The sequence below is a fragment of the Bacteroides caecigallinarum genome (genome assembly GCF_016901995.1).
In the GTDB taxonomy this organism is placed as follows: Bacteria; Bacteroidota; Bacteroidia; order Bacteroidales; family Bacteroidaceae; genus Phocaeicola; species Phocaeicola cellulolyticus.
Window position 1 is genome coordinate 1 of record NZ_JACJLE010000007.1, and the last position, 19,764, is coordinate 19,764.

Annotated in this window: 21 protein-coding genes and 2 pseudogenes; 12 read left to right on the forward strand and 11 right to left on the reverse strand. The window is 39.8% G+C overall.

Translation table 11 applies throughout. The features are described from left to right. Nucleotides 1-90: 90 nt before the first annotated feature. Nucleotides 91-699, forward strand: a complete 609-nt coding sequence (locus tag H6A61_RS02865; RefSeq protein ID WP_154044444.1) for an HU family DNA-binding protein — start codon at nucleotides 91-93, stop codon at nucleotides 697-699. A gap of 197 nt (nucleotides 700-896) precedes the next feature. Then, nucleotides 897-1,769 carry a pyridoxamine kinase gene (locus tag H6A61_RS02870; protein ID WP_430746769.1) on the forward strand — a complete coding sequence of 291 codons (873 nt, stop codon included), beginning with the start codon at nucleotides 897-899 and terminating at the stop codon, nucleotides 1,767-1,769. A 264-nt stretch (nucleotides 1,770-2,033) separates the two neighbouring features. On the opposite strand, the gene H6A61_RS02875 is transcribed toward H6A61_RS02870, so the two are convergent. From H6A61_RS02875 to fldA, 6 genes are all read right to left on the reverse strand, one after another. Continuing rightward, nucleotides 2,034-2,663 carry a DKNYY domain-containing protein gene (locus H6A61_RS02875; protein ID WP_204390772.1) on the reverse strand — a complete coding sequence of 210 codons (630 nt, stop codon included), beginning with the start codon at nucleotides 2,661-2,663 and terminating at the stop codon, nucleotides 2,034-2,036. Between the two features lie 128 nt (nucleotides 2,664-2,791). Further along, nucleotides 2,792-3,397, reverse strand: a complete 606-nt coding sequence (locus H6A61_RS02880; RefSeq protein WP_204390773.1) for an aminotransferase class IV family protein — start codon at nucleotides 3,395-3,397, stop codon at nucleotides 2,792-2,794. Next, nucleotides 3,381-4,376, reverse strand: a complete 996-nt coding sequence (locus H6A61_RS02885) for an aminodeoxychorismate synthase component I (protein ID WP_204390774.1) — start codon at nucleotides 4,374-4,376, stop codon at nucleotides 3,381-3,383. Before H6A61_RS02885 ends, H6A61_RS02880 begins: the two co-directional genes overlap by 17 nt. Next, entirely contained in the window at nucleotides 4,364-4,738 is a 375-nt protein-coding gene (locus tag H6A61_RS02890) for a YbaN family protein (protein WP_204390775.1), read from the reverse strand. The genes H6A61_RS02885 and H6A61_RS02890 overlap by 13 nt, the downstream gene beginning before the upstream one ends. Before the next feature lie 49 nt (nucleotides 4,739-4,787). Next, nucleotides 4,788-5,156, reverse strand: a complete 369-nt coding sequence (locus H6A61_RS02895; RefSeq protein WP_154044438.1) for a DUF2023 family protein — start codon at nucleotides 5,154-5,156, stop codon at nucleotides 4,788-4,790. 28 nt (nucleotides 5,157-5,184) lie between these two features. After that, nucleotides 5,185-5,688 (reverse strand): flavodoxin FldA, encoded by a 504-nt coding sequence (fldA, locus tag H6A61_RS02900; RefSeq protein WP_204390776.1) that lies wholly within the window; start codon nucleotides 5,686-5,688, stop codon nucleotides 5,185-5,187. 162 nt (nucleotides 5,689-5,850) lie between these two features. Between fldA and H6A61_RS02905 the strand changes: the two genes are divergently transcribed. The 6 genes and pseudogenes from H6A61_RS02905 (at nucleotide 5,851) to H6A61_RS02935 (ending at nucleotide 12,575) form a co-directional block, all read left to right on the forward strand. Further along, on the forward strand, nucleotides 5,851-6,762 hold the full coding sequence (locus H6A61_RS02905; protein ID WP_204390778.1) for a cation diffusion facilitator family transporter: 912 nt from the start codon (nucleotides 5,851-5,853) through the stop codon (nucleotides 6,760-6,762). Between the two features lie 159 nt (nucleotides 6,763-6,921). Then, nucleotides 6,922-7,434, forward strand: a complete 513-nt coding sequence (locus tag H6A61_RS02910; protein WP_204390780.1) for an RNA polymerase sigma-70 factor — start codon at nucleotides 6,922-6,924, stop codon at nucleotides 7,432-7,434. A gap of 66 nt (nucleotides 7,435-7,500) precedes the next feature. After that, the gene (locus H6A61_RS02915; protein ID WP_204390782.1) at nucleotides 7,501-8,316 is read left to right on the forward strand and encodes a FecR family protein; all 816 of its coding nucleotides are present in this window, start codon (nucleotides 7,501-7,503) and stop codon (nucleotides 8,314-8,316) included. A gap of 2 nt (nucleotides 8,317-8,318) precedes the next feature. After that, nucleotides 8,319-10,889: a carboxypeptidase-like regulatory domain-containing protein gene (locus H6A61_RS02920; protein WP_204390789.1), complete on the forward strand. Its 2,571-nt coding sequence runs from the start codon at nucleotides 8,319-8,321 to the stop codon at nucleotides 10,887-10,889. A gap of 53 nt (nucleotides 10,890-10,942) precedes the next feature. Further along, a pseudogene (locus H6A61_RS15890) lies at nucleotides 10,943-11,917 on the forward strand (DUF4249 domain-containing protein). 22 nt (nucleotides 11,918-11,939) lie between these two features. After that, nucleotides 11,940-12,575: a porin family protein gene (locus H6A61_RS02935; protein WP_204390795.1), complete on the forward strand. Its 636-nt coding sequence runs from the start codon at nucleotides 11,940-11,942 to the stop codon at nucleotides 12,573-12,575. A 185-nt stretch (nucleotides 12,576-12,760) separates the two neighbouring features. Here the strand turns inward: H6A61_RS02935 and H6A61_RS02940 are convergent, their stop codons facing one another. From H6A61_RS02940 to H6A61_RS02950, 3 genes are all read right to left on the reverse strand, one after another. Then, nucleotides 12,761-13,054, reverse strand: a complete 294-nt coding sequence (locus H6A61_RS02940; protein WP_204390797.1) for a hypothetical protein — start codon at nucleotides 13,052-13,054, stop codon at nucleotides 12,761-12,763. A gap of 58 nt (nucleotides 13,055-13,112) precedes the next feature. Next, nucleotides 13,113-14,279 (reverse strand): acyltransferase family protein, encoded by a 1,167-nt coding sequence (locus H6A61_RS02945; RefSeq protein ID WP_204390799.1) that lies wholly within the window; start codon nucleotides 14,277-14,279, stop codon nucleotides 13,113-13,115. Between the two features lie 81 nt (nucleotides 14,280-14,360). Further along, on the reverse strand, nucleotides 14,361-14,927 hold the full coding sequence (locus tag H6A61_RS02950) for a Crp/Fnr family transcriptional regulator (RefSeq protein ID WP_204390801.1): 567 nt from the start codon (nucleotides 14,925-14,927) through the stop codon (nucleotides 14,361-14,363). 291 nt (nucleotides 14,928-15,218) lie between these two features. On the opposite strand from H6A61_RS02950, the gene H6A61_RS02955 reads away from it, so the two are divergent. The 4 genes from H6A61_RS02955 (at nucleotide 15,219) to H6A61_RS02970 (ending at nucleotide 18,171) form a co-directional block, all read left to right on the forward strand. Next, nucleotides 15,219-15,923 (forward strand): TapB family protein, encoded by a 705-nt coding sequence (locus H6A61_RS02955; protein WP_204390803.1) that lies wholly within the window; start codon nucleotides 15,219-15,221, stop codon nucleotides 15,921-15,923. Between the two features lie 295 nt (nucleotides 15,924-16,218). Further along, nucleotides 16,219-17,016 (forward strand): hypothetical protein, encoded by a 798-nt coding sequence (locus tag H6A61_RS02960; RefSeq protein ID WP_239469078.1) that lies wholly within the window; start codon nucleotides 16,219-16,221, stop codon nucleotides 17,014-17,016. A 60-nt stretch (nucleotides 17,017-17,076) separates the two neighbouring features. Beyond that, the gene (locus tag H6A61_RS02965) at nucleotides 17,077-17,352 is read left to right on the forward strand and encodes a putative quinol monooxygenase (RefSeq protein ID WP_204390805.1); all 276 of its coding nucleotides are present in this window, start codon (nucleotides 17,077-17,079) and stop codon (nucleotides 17,350-17,352) included. A 66-nt stretch (nucleotides 17,353-17,418) separates the two neighbouring features. Beyond that, nucleotides 17,419-18,171, forward strand: a complete 753-nt coding sequence (locus H6A61_RS02970; protein WP_204390808.1) for an SDR family oxidoreductase — start codon at nucleotides 17,419-17,421, stop codon at nucleotides 18,169-18,171. Here H6A61_RS02970 and H6A61_RS02975 read toward each other — a convergent pair. Then, nucleotides 18,168-18,521 (reverse strand): annotated as a pseudogene (locus H6A61_RS02975) (putative quinol monooxygenase); the annotation flags it as partial. The gene H6A61_RS02970 and the pseudogene H6A61_RS02975 sit on opposite strands and share 4 nt — an antisense overlap. Before the next feature lie 196 nt (nucleotides 18,522-18,717). Beyond that, nucleotides 18,718-19,674, reverse strand: coding sequence for an aldo/keto reductase (locus H6A61_RS02980; protein WP_430746770.1), 957 nt, complete (start codon nucleotides 19,672-19,674; stop codon nucleotides 18,718-18,720). Between the last annotated feature and the right edge of the window lie 90 nt (nucleotides 19,675-19,764).

Sequence of the window (19,764 nt, forward strand, 5' to 3'; positions counted from 1 at the left end):
TATACTCACATATATAATTTAATCAACTGACAAATGTAAACATATTAACATACATATGTAATCTAACTATAACATCTAAATATTAAAAAAATGGGAAATATTGAATTTGATTTTTTCGCCAACCCTTCAAAGGCAAACAATATGGATATAACAGAAAGTTACCATATAAGAATTAACAATTCACAAATTATTGATTTGAAAGAACTTGTAAGGCGAATACACCTTTCTTGTTCTATGACCCCTTCAGATGTCCATGGAGTATTAATTGCACTAAAAGATGAAATCACAAACGCTCTTGCTCAGGGAAACAAAGTCAATATTGACGGTCTATGCCGTTTCCGACTCATTTTAGGTTCAAAAAAAAACAGCAAATGTAATGGAAGAGAAGAAGGAAAAGATATTGGCTTCAAGAGAATCAGAATATCACCATGTAAAGAACTAAACGAAGAAACAAAAAAGAAACTAATGCCAATTACCAGAACACGTGGAAAACACTCCTCTGACATTTCGGATTATAATGTAATAAATATACTTTTAGAATATCTCAAAATAAACAAAACTATAACAAGAAAACAGTTTGAAGGACTTTTCAATATAACAAGATATAAAGCAAGCAGATTAATAAAAACTTTAGTCGAAAAAAAAGTAATAAAAAATATAGGATACAAATCACATCCTGTTTACACATTGAATGATTAGACAAAAATTTGCCATATCCATAAAAATAACGAAATTTGCACAATACATTTATAATCATTATGGCAGATAATTATATAGAAAACAAATACGAGCAATATCAGGCAAGAAAGGCTGCATGGCAAAAATCGGGAATGAAAAAGAAAAAGACATCCACAGCACATACATCTGCAGTTGGCTCAGGCATGCAGAAAACATACATGCAAAGCCATGTCAAACGTGTGGCGGCGGTACACGACCTGTCCGGAGCCGGCAGAGTATCGCTCATGGCTGTAATACCTATTCTTTCATCCATGGGGATACAGGTGTGTCCCTTGCCTACGGCAGTACTATCGGCACATACACAATATCCGCATTACTCGTTCCTCGACCTGACTGAGGAAATGAAACGAATAATAGAAAGCTGGGAAAAGCTTGAAATGAAGTTCGATACATTCTATACCGGCTACCTTGGCTCACCACAGCAAGTACAGATAGTAGAGAATTTCATATCGAAGTTCCGCCGCCCACAGGATATGGTAGTAGTGGACCCGGTGCTTGGTGACAATGGCAATCTGTACAAAGGAATCACAGAAGACATGGTAACAGAAATGAAGAAACTCATAAAATATGCCGATGTGATTACCCCAAACATGACTGAGGTATTCAAACTCCTGGATATAGAATACAAAAGCGAGGTCAGTGTACAGGAGATGAAATCATATCTCAAACAACTCTCTGACGCAGGACCGGACATTGTGATAGCAACAAGTGTACCTGTGCCTGAAAATGCACATACAACTTCTGTATTTGCATACAACCGTCACGGCAACAGATACTGGAAAGTAACATGTCCGTATCTGCCGGCACACTATCCAGGTACAGGAGATACATTTACAAGCGTAATAACCGGTTCATTGATGCAGGGTGACAGCCTTCCGATAGCACTCGACAGAGCCACGCAATTTATTCTTCAGGGAATACGTGCCACATTCGGTTATGAATACAATAACCTTGACGGAATAATGCTTGAAAAAGTGCTCCATAATCTTGATATGCCGATACAGATAAGCAGCTACGAGGTTTTGGAATGACAACATAATATAAAAGCGGTCAGTTGATTCTGACCGCTTTTATTGATTCTGTACCTATAATTGTTATCTTACACTTCTCAACCGAAAAAGATAATTATACAGTCAATTATTCTTTCAAAGAATTTATCGATCTTTCGCCATATGCCTTTCCGGTATATATGTTTCATAATACCTATAAGAAATAAAGCTAAATACAAAGTTAAATAATAGAACTGTCAATAAAAAACTTTTTGTTTTGATTTTTAGGTCTTATAAAGAGATCGACTATTTAAGTTTCTCTCCCTTAAAATACACATCGAAAGCATCCTCGGCATAGAATCCCCTCGTAACCTTGAATGATGAAGTTGAAGCTCCATTTATCTTGCGGCCTTCCCAATATGCATTGAAAGCATCCTTGGCATAACCGTTTCCAAGACAGACAAAGGAAGAAGTTGACGCTCCAGAAATTTTCTTTCCCATCCAATATACGTTGAATGCATCCTTTGCATATTCCTCTTTCAAGATAACAAAACTGTTGCTTACAGCTCCCGAAATCTTCTCTCCATTATAAAATACATCGAAGGTTGATACATAATATCCCGGTCTGTCACAATGATGATGTCCTCCATCTGGACGACCATGCGACGGACGGTTATCGGCAGAAAATCTTCTGTCAACCCTAAAATAGGAAGGATCTACATACTCTAATATTGTTCCATATCTGTAAACATGATTTCTGTCCTTACCATAACCGTAACCTAAATCACAAAAGGAATGAGAATCTGCTCCATGAATGATCTTACCGTCATAATAAACCTGACCGTTTCTCTTTGAATACGAATAATATTGTGCAAACACCAGAGAAGGCACAAACAATAATAGAATTACAAATAGTTTTGAAAGTCTGCTTGTCATAATATCTCAATTTATGAGTTAAAACACCTATTTTACAAATATAGAAATATTTACCGGATTACATCAATATTGCATCCTTTTTTATTAAGACCAAGACATTTAGAAAAATACCATTACTGTTTGCAAAATTATTTTTCAAATATCGGAAAGACATTTTTTATATCTATTTCAACCTCACCAAAGCTAATCATGGCATTAAAGAGGCGGATTTTTTCATATTTGTGCAGACTGTCTGCCATAATAATATCCTCCTCGATAATTCCTTCCGTCAGGAGTCTCGCCCTGCGTGTACCTTTCAACAATGGATATTTAGGGGTAAACCATTTTCCTTCTTTATATAAAGCGATATTTGCTATTGAGGTATCTGTCAGCATACCGGAGCGGACAATCACTACATCGTCCGCATTGCCACGCAAGGCAAAGTTCCGATCCAGTACCGAACGGTCTGCATATTTGAATGAATACTCTGCCGTATCGTCGTTTACCAGTTGCAGCGATTTCACTTCACGAATACTGTACGGGAAATATTCCACTTTTTCTACCGCTGAAGTATATTCCACACGGCAACGGATTCTTACTTTACAGCCTTCAGCGGTTATGAAGTCCTCCAAAGAAACAGGCATGGCAGAACTGCCATAATGCACACGGATTGTATTGTTCATCCTCTCATTATGGGCCGACAGATTCTCTATCACTCCGTCGTTTATACATATTGTCTCAATAAAACGGCACATATATTTTCCGGATCATTTCTTCGTATTCGCTTTCAATATCACTTTTGAAGGTTATACCTCCACCGCTTTTGAACACCAAAGAGCCGTCAGGTAGCTGTTCCACAAATCTTATGATAACAGCACTGTCAAGATTTTTTCCGTCGAAGAATCCGGTGACACCTGTGTAATATCCCCTATCATAAATTTCTGCGTCACGAATTATCTCAACTGTTTTTTTCTTAGGTGCTCCTGTCACTGATCCTGCAGGCAATAGTCTGAAAAACATATCTCCCAGTGTATCGCAGAAATCCTCCGGCAGTCTTCCTCTTATTTCGGAGCTTACCTGAAGCAAAGTACCGTTGTTCGTCTGAACCTCATCTATATATCTGTACTTGGTGACAGTCACCTCTGATGCCATCTGGCTCAAATCGTTTCTTATCAAATCCACGATTGTCGCATGCTCGGCCGACTCTTTCTCATCGTTCAATATCACGGAAGCCGCATCAGGATATGACGCATCTATTGTCCCTTTCATCGGGTAAGAATAGATCATACCGTCCGTAATCCTCACAAAAATCTCCGGCGAGAACATTACAAAGCGGTCTTTCATCATGAGCCTGTACTTTGCACGCGAATGAACGAATATATCCCTGAGTGTAAGATCGGTTTCAACCGGTGTTGCACAAGTAAGGTTTGTAAGGAATGAATTTCCTGCATACAGATTTTTACAGACAATGTCGAACGAACGGGAATATTCCTCTATTGTCTGCGGATGAGGCTCCCACATGAAATGCTCTTTCATAGTAGAAGGCATTTCACCATAATTTCCACCGGACGGAAAGCTGAACAGTATTTCATCGTCAGGCAGATTGTCAGGTTCTTCGACAATGCAGTTTTCCTCATCAAAGTCTATCAGAAAGAAGAACGGAATACCCCTTCTGCCATAATAGTTCATTCTCTTTATGGCATCCTGGCGCGACAGGAAGTTTAGTCTTGACATTTGTTTTTGCGTGATTTAAAAGAAAGAATATAAAGTGTGATACAAGTGGCTAGTACCCCCATAAAAAGTTTCAGCCACCAAGTATCAAAAATGAAAACAATACAGTGTACAGCCGTAATCCACAGTGTTCCTACGGATATAACCTTGATTCGCAAAGGAATTGATTTGTCCTCACGAAAGCTCTTTATATAAGGTCCCAGCTGCGGATGTTCTGTCAGCCATTTATAGGCACGCGGCGAACTGCGGAAAAACAATGCGGCCGCCAGCAAAAGAAAAGGTGTTGTGGGCAATACAGGAAGAAATATTCCTATAATGCCCAGCAACACCGAAACAAAGCCTATGACACTGTATATGTATTTCATATTGCAAAAATAGTATGATTGGTACTGAAATACAAATACGAACCTGATTTTAGTTTATCATAACACATTTTTTTCTCATCTTGCGGTCGCAATAGCGCTTGCACTGCCCGCAGATGTCATACCCGAGCATGGCCCCCAAAATGAAATCCTCTTCCGGAGTGAGCTGGTTAAGCGGACGGGTGACTATCATCCGTATGGCATTGATACATTCGTCCTTGCCGAAGAACAAGTTGATGCGTTCATCGTCAACTGTCTGTATGACGAACTTTATACGCTGTTTCTTCAGACGGTTCACGGCAAACTCCTGATTCTTCCTGTTCATGGTGTAAAGCACCATCTGTCGAACTCCTTTCTTGAACTCATACACATGGTTCAGAAACACCTTCATATCAGTAGGATTTACATTTTGCATCATCATAGGCAATAGGTTTTATGTATAAATATTATTACAATAATGTCTTGATATGTTCAGTCCATGCAGTTACTCTCTCATCAGTCTTACCGCTCTCGTTCATCTCGTCTATGGCAAGACCTACAAACATACCGTCAACAACTGCTACAGACGAAGAGTAAGTATAGTCAGCATCAGAAACTCCATTGATAAACTCACATCCGGTACCTTTCAAATCTTCATAGATGATTCCCATACCATCGCAGAACGTATCGGCATACGATTCAGAGTCTCCACAGCCAAACAGTCCGACAAGTTTGCCACTGAGGTCAAGCCCTTTCAACAGCTTCACACCGTCGTACCAGTCGTCCTGCAACTCGCCGTCGCCCCATGTAGATGTTCCCAGCAGAAGAACATCGTATGAGTTTACCATATCAGCAGTCATCTTGCTCACATCGTGTACATCGGCCGATGAAACGCCCAATTTACCTGCAATCATTCCTGCTACCGTTTCTGTAGTTCCAGTAGTGGAACCATAAAAAATTCCAATCTTTTTCATTTCCTTACATTTAATTGATTTGACATTGCAAAATAAGTGCAAACAAAGTGTTTCTGAAATACCTAAAAATAATGATTTTAATGTCGGCAGAAACAGGTTTCTTACCTAACCTTTGGTAGTTTTATAACTAATTCCATATCTTTGAAGAAAAATATATATGTTATGGACACTCATCACCACCACAATCATCATCACCATCATCATGAAATTTCTGCTTCTATGAGCAAGATTTTCATTTTCTGCATTGCGCTAAATCTTTTATTCGTAGGGATTGAAACTGTTGTAGGATTACTATACAATTCTGTCGGACTGTTGTCGGATGCCGGACATAATCTTAGCGATGTTTTCAGCCTAGTACTTGTGCTTGTCGCGTTCAGAATGAGCAAAGCTGCATCAACCCCACAGTTTACGTACGGGTATAAGAAAGCCACTATACTTATTTCTCTGATTAATGCCCTGATACTGCTTGTAGCCGTAGGTGCCATAATAATAGAAAGTATATATAAACTGAAAAATCCGGAACCGATATCAGGTACAGCCATAAGCTGGACTGCCGGAGTTGGAATTTTGATAAACGGACTGACCACATGGCTGCTGATGGGTGGAAGCAAGCAGGACATAAACGTAAAAGGCGCATACCTTCACATGCTTATGGATACACTTGTGTCAGTTGGTGTTGTAGCATCGGGAATTATAATAAGTTACACGGAATGGGTATGGATAGACCCGATAATCGGTATCGTATTGGCAATAATAATCATGTTCTCCACCTACAATCTGCTCAAAGAGAGTCTGCTTATGACGCTTGATGCCGTTCCATCATCCGTTGACAAAGAGCACATCATCGAAGACTTACGCAATTATAACAAGATAGAAAGCTGGCATCATCTTCATATCTGGGCTATCAGCACCACTGATGTTGCAGCTACCATTCACATCGTTATAAAAGACCTTAATGACATGGAAAACGTCAAGACTGAAGTAAGAGAAATTTTCCATAAATCAGGAGTGCATCATTGCACAATCGAGACAGAAACAGCAGGAACGGAATGTCAGGCATACTCATGTAAATAATTCATAACGTGTTCAGTGAACATCCAGTGACCGTTCACTGAACATATACTAAACCGAAGCTTAATCTTTTAAATATAGTTAAATCAACCAACCTTTCCATAGTAGTAAGACATATATTTATAGTCTTCCTTAAAATATAAACGCACGAATAAACACATTATGGCTATAAATACCGAAACTTTTAAGGACAATTTTCGTATGTACTACCGTCCGCTATGCCTTTTCGCATTGCATTATCTCCACGATATAGACAATGCGGAAGACACAATACAGGACTGTTTTGCCGAACTCTGGGAACGGAAAGACTCAGGAATGGAGATTTCTGATACAAAATCATATCTGTATTCTATGGTAAGGAACCGCTGTATAGATATCGTAAAGAAAGACTCACTGATAGACAACAATGTACAGCCGTCCGATCTTGAAGGCATCATCTCCGAAGAGGAATGCGAGGAACGTTCGTACGACGAAGCCCGACTATGGACTGCAATAGACTCATTGCCGGAAAAATGCAGGGAAGTGTTCCTGCTTGCAAAACGCGACGGAATGAAGTATGAGGAAATAGCCGTCAGGATGAACATCTCCGTGAACACGGTAAAAAATCAGATGAACAAGGCTCTTAAAAACATCAAAGAAGGTATCCGCAAAGTATATATGTTCTTTTTCGGATAATTTTTTTCATTTCGGCGTAGTAGTTTTTTCAATACTTTGCGTCTTATCTAAAAACAAAGTACAATCATGAAAGATAAAGAAGAAAAAAACTTGCAGTTTGTCCTCAGATATTACAGACACGGGAAACTGGACACGGCCAAGGCCCTGAACAAAATCACAGGCCACAGACAGCAGAATAATCTGCACAGATTATGGATATACTCGTCTGGAGTAGCTGCCGCAATACTGATATGTATAGTAAGTTATACACTGTTAAGCCGAAGTGACAACAACATGATATCAGTCACTGCGGATGCAGGAATCACCAGACATTTCTTGCCGGATAGTACACTTGCCATACTCTCCAAAGGTTCCACATTGGAATACGACTCCGATAATTATGGAAAGAAGTCACGCGAGGTAAATATGTCAGGAAAAGTCTTTTTCTCTGTCCGCAGAAACGAGCAGTCACCATTCACGGCCACAGCAATGTATGCACAGGTCAAAGTCCTGGGAACTGAATTTGAAATTGACGAACGTATGCAGGACACTGTCACAAACGTGTATGTAAAATCCGGGAAAGTAATGTTTAAGGGCAAGAACAGTTCCAAAGGAATTATCCTCACAAAGGATATGAGCGGAACACTGAAGCACGGAAACGAAATACCAGAAATAACAAACGCCGCCTTCCCTAACCCGTCAGCATGGGCTACAGGAAAGTTTGTTTACAAAAATACTCCTATAGATGCCGTAATGAAGGAACTTTCAATTTATTACGGAACAAGCCTTTATGCATCCGAACATTTCAAGACCATTACAGCCGAGTTCAAGACGGACAGCTTAGACGAAATTATCTCACTGATAGAAAAGACACTGGACATCAAAATAACTAAGAAAGACTGAACATGAACAGAATTATATCAATAATCCTTCTGTTTTCTACAATATGCGTTTCATCAATAAATGCACAAGGCAGAGTCACCGTAGAAGACATGATGGAGCAGGTGAAGAGTATCTACCCTGTAAGCTTTGTTTACGACTCGTCAATAAAGCTGAACATACCGTATTCAGGCAAGAAACCAAGTATGGTAAGCCTTGAAAACAGCCTTGAAACAATATTCAGCAATACCGGCATCAAATGGGAGATAAACGGTGACTACGTGATACTGAAAAGACTGTCGTCATATACATTGAGCGGATATATCTATCAGGAGAACGGCGAGACAGTGATAAACGCCACAGTCTGGGACATCACCTCCAATACAGGCACACTGACAAACGAACATGGTTTCTACAGTCTTACACTCAACGAAGGTAAACATAAAATCCGTTTCTCGCATATCAGCTGCGGTGAGCAAACGGAAGATATTACACTAAAAGGAAACAAATCGCAGAACATATACCTGAAAGCTGATTACCGCATAAATGAGGTGGTGGTTACTGCCGACCTAAACTCCCCTATCTACACTACGCAGACCGGAAAAGTTTCGCTTACAGCAAAGGACTTTGTAAGCGGAAACAACTTCATGAGCTCGCCTGATGTAGTGAAGAAGCTTCAAAGTCTGTCGGGAGTAGCCAGCGGTACGGAGCTAATCTCCGGACTTTATGTACACGGCGGAGGGAACGACGAGAACCTTTTCCTGCTCGACGGTACACCACTCTATCAGGTGAACCATGCCGGAGGACTGTTCTCTGCATTCAATACTGACATTGTAAAGAACATCGACTTCTACAAGAGCGGCTTCCCAGCCCGTTACGGCGGACGACTGTCATCGGTAGTGGATGTCCGCACAAACGACGGAAACATGAAAGAATATCACGGAAGTTTCACGCTCGGACTTCTTGAAGGCAGAATACAGTTTGAAGGACCGATAGTAAAAGACCGCACCTCGTTCAATGTGGCTATGCGACGCACATGGATAGATTTACTCACAGCCCCCTCATTAGCCATAATGAATACAAGCAGAAGGGACAAGATAAATACAAGATATGCCTTCCACGACATCAATGCAAAAGTTACTCACATATTTTCTGAAAAGAGTCGTGCGGATATCAGCCTGTATTCCGGTAATGATCTTCTAAAAGTGAACAACAAGGCATATTCTTATTTTTCGGAACTTTCAAATATAGACAAGTTCAATCTGCAATGGGGAAACTTCACCGCATCAGTCAACTGGAAATATATTTTTTCTCACAAACTGTTTGCAAATTTTACCGGAGTATATACCCATAACCGCTCCAAATTCGACTATCTGAGTGAAGAACGCTTGGGATATATAGAGGGATTGGACGGTGCAATAATAAAGATTCAGAACAACCATTCCACCATAAACGATTTCGGCTACAGGATGGAGTTCGACTATCGTCCCAACACATGGAACCACATCCGTTTCGGTTCAAACTATATGCGCCACATTTTCATGCCGCAGAATTTCTACTCAAAGTACGACAATGCGGCGAACAACGAACTGACAGACAGAATAAAAAGTCAGTACAAGAGTAATGAATTTACCCTCTATGCCGAAGATGACATCTCGCTTGGCAGCCGTCTGAAACTGAACGGTGGAATACACTACACCATGTTCGGTATTGCAGGTACGAAATATCACTCTGTAGAGCCACGCGCAGCAATGAACATCAAACTATGCGACAATGCAAGTTTCAAGGTTTCATATACCGAGATGAGTCAGTTCATGCATCAGCTATCGGCTACATACCTGAACCTGTCGACAGACTATTGGGTACCTTCTACTGAAAAAATCACCCCTATGAGGTCGCGACAATACTCAGCAGGAATATACAGCAGACTTCCGTATAACATCAGATTTAGCATAGAAGGTTTCTATAAGACAATGAACAATCTGATAGAATATAATGGCGATAACCAACTCAACCCTTCTGCTGATGACTGGGAAGAGAATGTACGGACAGGAAAAGGAAAGGCATATGGTGCGGAAGCTGACATCAGTTACAGTAACGGAAAAACATCCGTCGATGCATCCTACACCCTTTCGTGGAGCAAAAGATTCTTTCCGGACTTCCATCAGTCATGGTACCCGGACAAGTTCGACAACCGTCATAAATTCTCTATCAACCTGAGCCACAAGTTCAGCGACAGGATTGACGCATACGCATCATGGAACTTCCATAGCGGAAACCGCATGACTATCCCGACACAAAAGGTAGAAGCACCTGCCATACCCGGAACAGAGAATAAAAACGAAAGTATTATGGTTTATGAATCCCCTAACAACGTATCTCTTCCGGCTTATCACAGACTGGACTTAGGTATAAACTTCCGCAAGACCACTAAAAGAGGCTTTGAAAGAATATGGAATGTCAGTCTGTACAATGCCTATTGCAGGATGAATCCTCTGTATGCCACTGTAACACAAAAAGAAGACGGAAGTTTCGTAGGAAAAGCATACGGAGTATTCCCTATAATTCCGTCATTCAGTTACACACTTAAATTTTAAACATACAAGTATTTAGTACCTATAAACTCAAGAACTTAAAAACTCAAAAACGTATGAAATTATATATTGCATCACTACTGATTATATTATCATCGTGCACATACGAATTCAACATAGATGATGTGGAAGCTAAAAGAAAGCCGGTAATATTCTGTATGCCAAACACACTTGGAGATACTACACTGATACAGGTATCGCAAAGCATGAATGTAAACAATAAAGGTATAAACTCTTCTGCCAAACCGGACATAACATTTAAGTTGAACGGAGTGGAAAAGGAAATAAAATATATTGACAAAGCGACAGACTTGCTCCCTGCAAATTCATACTATGTTCTTGGCAAACTGAAAGAAGGCGACAAGATAGATATGGAAGCATCATACCCGGATATGCCTACGGCAAAATCGAGTACCGTAATACCACAGCCTTTTCCATTGGACAAATGGGATATGATTCTAAAGGACGGTTCATACGGCAGGGAAATACAGTTCCGCATATCGTTTACGGATAATGCAGAGACGAAGGACTATTACGGAGTGAGGATTGTACACAAATATATTGACTGGAGTTATTACCCTGAATCTGGTTCAGAGTATAATGATATAGAAATATGGGGTGAAAGGCTAAATCTTGACGAATAACCTTTATTATCAAAGAAAGTAGGTTTCGATGAGATATTCGATATACTGAAACATCATTACCAGGACATCTATTTGTGGGACGATACCATGCTTAACGGCAAAAACTACACACTACATCTCGGTACAAGCTATTACAATAATTACGACAACGAGCATAGCAAAAGAATTACCTATTACAAAATCTACCTCTACCGATTCTCGGAAGATATGTACAAATATCTGAAATCAGTAAACGATATAAACGACAACGAATTAGGAGAATACGGCCTTGCTCCTATCCGCAGCCACTACACAAACATAGAAAACGGTATAGGTCTTTTAGGCGGATGCAGTATTTACGAAACCGATTGGATAGAGAACCTGAAAAATGAAGAGAACGAAGAATAATCAATTATTTAAACATAGACTTATGAAAAAGAAACTTTTACTTACAATCGCAATATCTGCAATAGTATTCGCGACATCACAGGCACAGGAATTCAGATACGGACTTTCCGGCGGCTATAACCTTAACTCTATGATAGCGAACGAATCAAAATCAGGTTTCCATGCCGGACTGAAAGGTGAATATGCTTTCAGGGACGCCCAGAAAGGATTGTACACCGATTTCGGACTGATGATTTCATCATACGGTTGGAAATCCACACCTGCATACGAGAACGGAACCGGAAAAGAATTAGAATGGGACACAACACCTTACTACCTGAACATACCAATTCACCTTGGTTATAAATTCAAGGTCAATGACAATTTAAGCATTTTCGTAAACGCCGGTCCGTACTTCAACATGGGAATGTTCGGCAAGATGAACTGCACAACCACACATCTTGGCAGTAAGATAGAAACACAAGTATCATCAAACAATATATTCAAAGACGGACTCTCACCACGCTTCGACTGGGGAATAGGTTTCCGTGCCGGAGTGGAAATAGCGCGTCACACACAAATAGCCATAGGTTATGACTGGGGCATGAAAAATTCTTATATGAACAACCCTGAAACCAAAAACAGAACATTTGTAGTTTCACTGACGTATTATTTTTAGTTGTAAATTCTAATTCTTAATTCACATGAAGATTCTTATTCTCCTCGCAGTAATCTGCCTTTCCGCATGTCTCAGTTCATGCGGAACCACTACTTATAATCCGTATAACAAATCGGTAACTTCGTCATTTCAGTTTTAAGCATCATTTAAATAGTGTTTAGGTAGTACTTTTCCCAAAGTGCTGCCTATTTTATTATAAGCACGTAAGCAACATAACATAGCAACAGCGCCACACCAACGATCACAGCAAACTTCAGTTTCAGACGAAACAACTTGTCGTTATCAGTCCTCTCCTTTTCCACTGTATTTTTCCTTATATGGTCTATACTGTCGGCCGACATGTCCGGAAGTTCACGTCCCTTCCCCACCTCTATGAGACGGTTACGCGTATCATTCATCCGCTCACGGTTTCTGTTTCTCAGCTCACGGTTCTCCTTGTCACGACACATCATGTCGTTTATGCATCCTAAAGTTCCCATACTATAATATTTTGTTCCCCTAAGGTAATAAAACTTGAGAACAAATACAAGCAAAAAACTATACAGTCGGTTTTGATTTAACAAACTTATTGCCAAGCCATTTTCTTACAGGTTCATCATAAAGTTTCAGACATGCGTATGCCAATGCTATACTGCCGAAATAAACCATTGCCGAAACCATCCATGTTTCCTCCAGTGTATAGAGTTTGTTCTCTATAAGCCAAGAGTAGAACACATACATCACAGGATAATGAACGGCATATAGAGGATATGATATGTCGCCCAAAAAACGACAGATAGTTGTTGATTTCTTGTCGGTAGTCTTACCTGACGCACCTATGCATACCAGAACAGGGAATACAATTGCAATACATACCATCTCGAACACTCCGTTAAGACATACAGGTGATTTCCCTTCAATATATGGAACACAGAAAATTGCAATCAGTACAACAGTACAAATCCAGAATGCTCCCCTTATGTTGAAACTGCGGAAATTTCTTGAAACAAGCATACCGAGAGTGAAAGGGAATAGCATCCTGAGCATACCGCCCCAAAAGTTCAGACCGTCAAGAGTCCATCCTACACCTATCATCCCGTAGCCCACTACATCAAACAATGCGAACCATGAAAGTCCAAGTCCGAGAAGAACAACCAACACTGTCAAAGCCTTATTCCCAAGACGATGAATGAAAAGAGCATAAAGAATATTGCCTATGTATTCGAAAAAGAGTGACCAGCTTGGTCCGTTGAGAGGAAACATCTCCCCATTACCACGAATATCATACCCGGCTCCCGGATATGCAGGAATAAAGAACATAGTCAGCAACAATGCCAGCATGGCCATAGATGTAGCTACATGAGTCCCGTCCCATTTCACACCTCCCTGAATGAAAAATGCTATGAAACCTATTACAGCTCCCATTATTATCATAGGGTGAAGTCGAATAAGCCTTCGCTTGAAAAAATTCTTCAGCGTCATATTCTTTTTCCATCTGTCATCGTATGCATATCCGATAACAAATCCAGAAAGAATGAAGAAGAAATCTACTGCCAGATAACCATGGTTAATTGTAGTAATGAGTGTTCCTCCTCCGGCAAAAGAGAATCCCTCGAAAATATGATAAAACACTACAAGCAGAGCTGCTACTCCCCTCAGTCCGTCAAGGAGTTCATAATGAGGCTTGGAATCGGAAAATGCGGCTGATGAAATATTTCCTGTCATGTTGATAATAATATTAAATGCTACTGTAAATATGCGCAAATATACACAGTATCATCCAATAAAAATTTGTCCTAAATCAAATTATGGTTTTTCGTTTCTCAATCTGCTGAGTGTAGAAAGGGTTATCCCCAGATACGATGCTATATATGTCAGATTAACCCTTTTACATACTTCGGGAAATTGCTTACGAAACTCCTCATAACGTTCTTTTGCCGGAAGAGCCAGTCGCTCCTTATGGCTTCGGTGCAATCTTCTGTACTCATTCTGATGTATTATCCTTCCCCAATTGCACAGTTCAAGATTTGTTTCCATAAGCCTTTTAAGATCACATATATTTATTCTGTATGCTTCCACATCCTCCAGCGTCTCAACATATTCCTCACTCTTTCTGTTATAATAAAGTTCATCCATACTGAAAACCATACAGCCTTCCGCACCAAAAGATGTTGTATATTCCTCCCCATCGACAATCCAATATGCTCTCAACATACCTTTCTCTATGAAATAGGCATATTTACAATATATACCTTCCTTAATAAGCTGATATTTTTTCGGGAAACGGCAAGGCGTCAAATATGATTCCAGTTCCTGAATTGTCTGATCTGACACCGGATAATGCTTTCTGATGGTTTCTATAATATTTTTCATTGTAGAAGTTCTAAAATAACAAATGATGTAATATATCCATCCGTGGTTAAAGTTACACAGAATTATCTTATGGAGAATACTTTTTACTTATCAATTTATATCACAACAAAAAAAGTACAAACATTATTTGTTACATTTAGTCTTCATAACTTTGAGGATTTTTTGCTTTATATTCATTTTTTAATATACATTTCTTTCATGTCAGTAAAAGATTTATCATATTTTTTGTAAGTTCGCAGCCAATTTGGAATATAACTTGATTTATTTAAACAAATAAAAGACAATTCTATTATGAAAAAAACAGCATTATTCGTCAGTGCATTACTCATCTGCGGAATGGCTAATGCACAGTATTTCTGCACAAAGAACGGTACGGAACTGCATTACGTAAACTATGACGAAGCTGGCCAGAGTATTTCTAATGTAACTACCACCGTAAAGAACGTTACAAATGAAGACGGTAAAACTCTTGCTGATTATTACAGCAAGACAGTGACAACCAAGACTAAAAACAACACTTCCTATTCACTGACACAATGGAGCTACGACGGTAACAATACCGTTTGCACTGAAGACCTGATGTACGAACTTTATATTGCTTCAGACTCCGACCCTGCCAAGTACGGTCCTACAGCTAAAGCAGCTCTGCAGGAAGACAAAAAGTTTGATGGAGACAACTCTTTCACATTGTCTGATAATGCCAAAGCCGGTGAATCTATGCCGGATCGTTCATACAAACTTATTCTCAATATGCTGAAAAATGAAATTAATATTTCAGGAGCCGCATATATGGGTAATGAAACAGTAAGTACTACAGCTGGAAAATTCGACTGTATTAAAATATCGTATCTGAAACGTACCAAGATTGTATTGAAGACTACAACCTTGAGAATCACTGAATGGTATGCAAAAGGTGTAGGACTCGTAAAATCTGAGGCTTACGACACAAAAGGTAAATCATACGGAAAGACATTGCTGACCAAGATTGTAAAATAAGACTTAAAAGAAGCATAGACTAACAATTTTCTAATATATATGAAGGTAGCACTCTCAACTAGGGTGCTACCTTTGTTTTTAGCCAACTTATCTCTTTGCAAAACATTTTCAAATACTACTGGAATACCATTTAAACAGAAATTAAATGCCATTTAAACGGTATTTACTATTGGCAGATTTGTAAAAAACGAAAAACAAATAATAAAGATGCAGAAGATGTTTTGTAATTATTACAAGTTTCCCTAACTTTGATAAAAATATCAGACTTTATATCCATTTGTAAAAACATCTGTATATGAAATTCAGGATTATCATACTATCAGCATTTTGTCTTCTCTCGGTAGGCATATATGCACAGGAAGACAACTCAAAGTTGAGAAAGGACAGCCTGAGAGCCATAACTGATGAAAGTATTGGCATACCGGAAATGTCACCTGTAAATAATGGTATGAAAAAGCCTGAAGTAAAAGCCGAAACGGAAATACAACAGATGGAAATACAGGAAATAAAGTTGCGCCGCCCGTTCTACATGCCGTACCATACGAACCCCTCTCCTATGTTCTACGGTGATTACAGTACCGGAGGAATGATGGCTCCCAATCTGTATGGTTACGGTTCACAATCAACGCTGCCCGGGATTGGAAGAATAAACGAAGCGTCACTGATGTACCAATACAATATAAATGATTATTGGGAAATACAGGCAGGACTGAATGCTACCAAGTTTAATTTCCCGTTCAGTACAGGTCAGGCTTTCGGAACATCAGGAGCTGTAATTTACAGGCCGAATGAGAGACTGAGTTTCAGGGCTTTCGGTTCATATGCTCCGGCCAGTGCATACGGATTTCAGATGAGCAGTTTCGGAGGAACCATAGGCTATGAGTTCAACGATAGATGGGGAATGGAAGTCGGTGCAGAAAGGATATATGACCCTATGAGAGGAAGATGGGACACACGCCCTATTGCAATACCTTATTACAAATTTAATAAGACCAAAATAGGACTGGACGTCGGAGGTATTCTTTATGAGATAATAAGAAGCGCAAAATTTAAAAATCAGGGCGGCAACCCTACAATAATGCCGGGAAGATAAAGAATATAATGCAAATGCAGATATAATAATTAATTTACAAACAACTAAAAAGACAAGATTATGCTAAGATTAAATGTATTTATCCAAGTATCGGAAGAAAACAAGGCAGAAGTGGAAAAAACAGCTAAAGAACTGGTAGCAGCATCATTGAAAGATAAAGGATGCATTGCATACGATTTCTTCAAGAGCGCAACACGCGAAGATGTTTATATGATTTGTGAAACATGGACCGACGAGGCCTCTCTGAAAGCTCATTCAGAAAGTGCACACTTCACTACGCTGGTTCCTAAGATTGAGAGCCTTGCAGCTATGAAACTTGAAAAATTCCAATTCTAAAACAATAACTGACAACGGCGATATTATCTTTTAAAACGGATAATATCGTCTTTTTTTCATAAAAATATGCAGTTCAACAACAAGATATGTATAGTAACCGGAGGTAATGCCGGTATAGGAAGATGTATTGCTGAGAGTTTCAGTAAAGAAGGTGCCAGAGTATATGTTATAGACAGAGACATTGACCACGATACTGACGAAAATATATTCTGCTACAAAGGGGATATTTCAGAGAAAGAAGTACTGGAAAGTTTTACCGCATGGGTATTGTCAAAAGAAGAGAGAATTGACTTCCTTATAAACAATGCATGTCTGATGAACGGCGGTATATTAAGCGGATGCTCATACGAGGATTTCATGTATGTACAGAAAGTCGGCGTAGCTGCCCCTTACTGGCTGACTGTATTATTCAAGGAACATTTCTCCAAAGGTGCGTCCATCGTCAACATATCTTCAAGCAGGGCATTCCAGTCGCAAGCCGATACAGAAAGCTATACGGCGGCCAAGGGCGGTATAGCAGCACTTACTCATGCTCTCGCTGTAAGCCTCAGCGGTATGGCAAGAGTAAATTCCATTGCTCCGGGATGGATTGAGACCGCACGTTTCCATAAGGATACTGAAGTTCCGGAATATTCCGAAGCCGACATCATGCAACATCCCTCACAGCGCATAGGCGAGCCTGAAGATATTGCCAGAGCCGTTATGTTCCTGTGTGACGAAAAGAACAGTTTCATCAACGGAACAAACCTCACGATAGACGGAGGAATGGGCAGACTGATGGTATATCATAATGATAACGGTTGGAAAATGGAACTTTAATACAGCCGCCGGATAACATTATCGATATGACTATTCGGATTAAGAGGTATCTGGTCGGAAAGTAAAAGACTTTTTACCATGTGGAGTGTTCCTTGCTTGTACTTTTGAAAGTGTTCTGAGGCTATATGCTGTTCATAAGCGGCTTTACTTGCATAGGTTTCAAGAATGGTAACCTTACAAGGATTATCTTTTTCACCCACAGCATACATAGTCAACACCCCTGGTTCAGTAAGCAAGGAAATCTCCCCTACTTCTACAGCATATTTAATATATTCATCAAGGAATTCCGGATATACCTCTATTTTCGATAGACGGACTATGCCGTCTGCCTCCATCGGCAATTTGTGACATATAATTTGTTTTTCCATATAATAAGAATCACATATATTTATACTCTTCTCCTGTGCTTCGGATTTTACACTCAGAAGCATAAATAAAGGAAACAACAAACGACAAAATAATATCTTCATTTTTTAACTTTTAAATCATTTAAAAAATACCGATTATTATACGATAACTAAAAAATGCCGAAGCCTTGCATCGTCATTATTTATCTATCTGACTTTCAGTAAACGGATCTGCACGATGTCCCATAAGGTCTATCTTTGCATATTCACGATCAAACTCCTCAACTTCCCATGCTGCCAGACGCACTGTTCCAGCTCCAAGTAAATCATCCAGGTGTTGAGGGTTTGTTGTACCGGGTATCGGAACTATCCAAGATTTACGCGACAACATCCACGCAAGGGCAAATTGTGCCGGAGTCATATTCTTTCGCATAGCCCACTTACGTATCAGCTCCACTAGTGGCATATTATGTTTTAAAGCTTCGGGAGTGAACTGCGGTAAATTCCATCTACGGTCTCCTTTATGAAAAGTGCTGTTTTCGTTTATCACACCAGTTAGAAACGCCCGTCCCAACGGACAGTATGGCACAAAACCAATACCCAACTCTTCAAGTGTAGGAAATATCTTAGTTTCAGGCTCACGCCACCAGATAGCATATTCACTCTGAACTGCTGATAACGGACAAACAGCATGAGCCTTTCTGATAGATCTGGCACTGGCTTCAGACAAACCCCAGTTTAAGACTTTCCCTTCTTGCATTAAATCTTTAACCACTCCTGCAACTTCTTCCATAGGAACTTCAGGATCAACACGATGTTGGTACAACAAATCAATATAATCAGTACGCAAACGCTTTAACGAGCCCTCCACAGCTCTGCGAATATGCTCCGGCCTACTGTTTAAAGCTGTCGGTTTACCTTCTTCAACTCCGAAACCAAATTTCGTCCCAATTTTCACTTTGTCACGAAAAGGAGCTAAAGCCTCGCCCACCCATGTCTCACTGGTATATGGCCCATAAACCTCTGCCGTATCAAAGAACGTTACTCCCATATCATAAGCATGGCGGATAAGAGATATCATATCTTTCTTTTCATACTTACCCCCATAATAACCAACCATTGGCAGACATCCTAGACCTATTGCAGATACTTCCATCCCTCCGAGTTTTCTATGTTCTATACTTCCGGAAGATACTTCATTTATATCTTTATCTACATTCTCAGACTCAGAAGTACCATCGGCTAT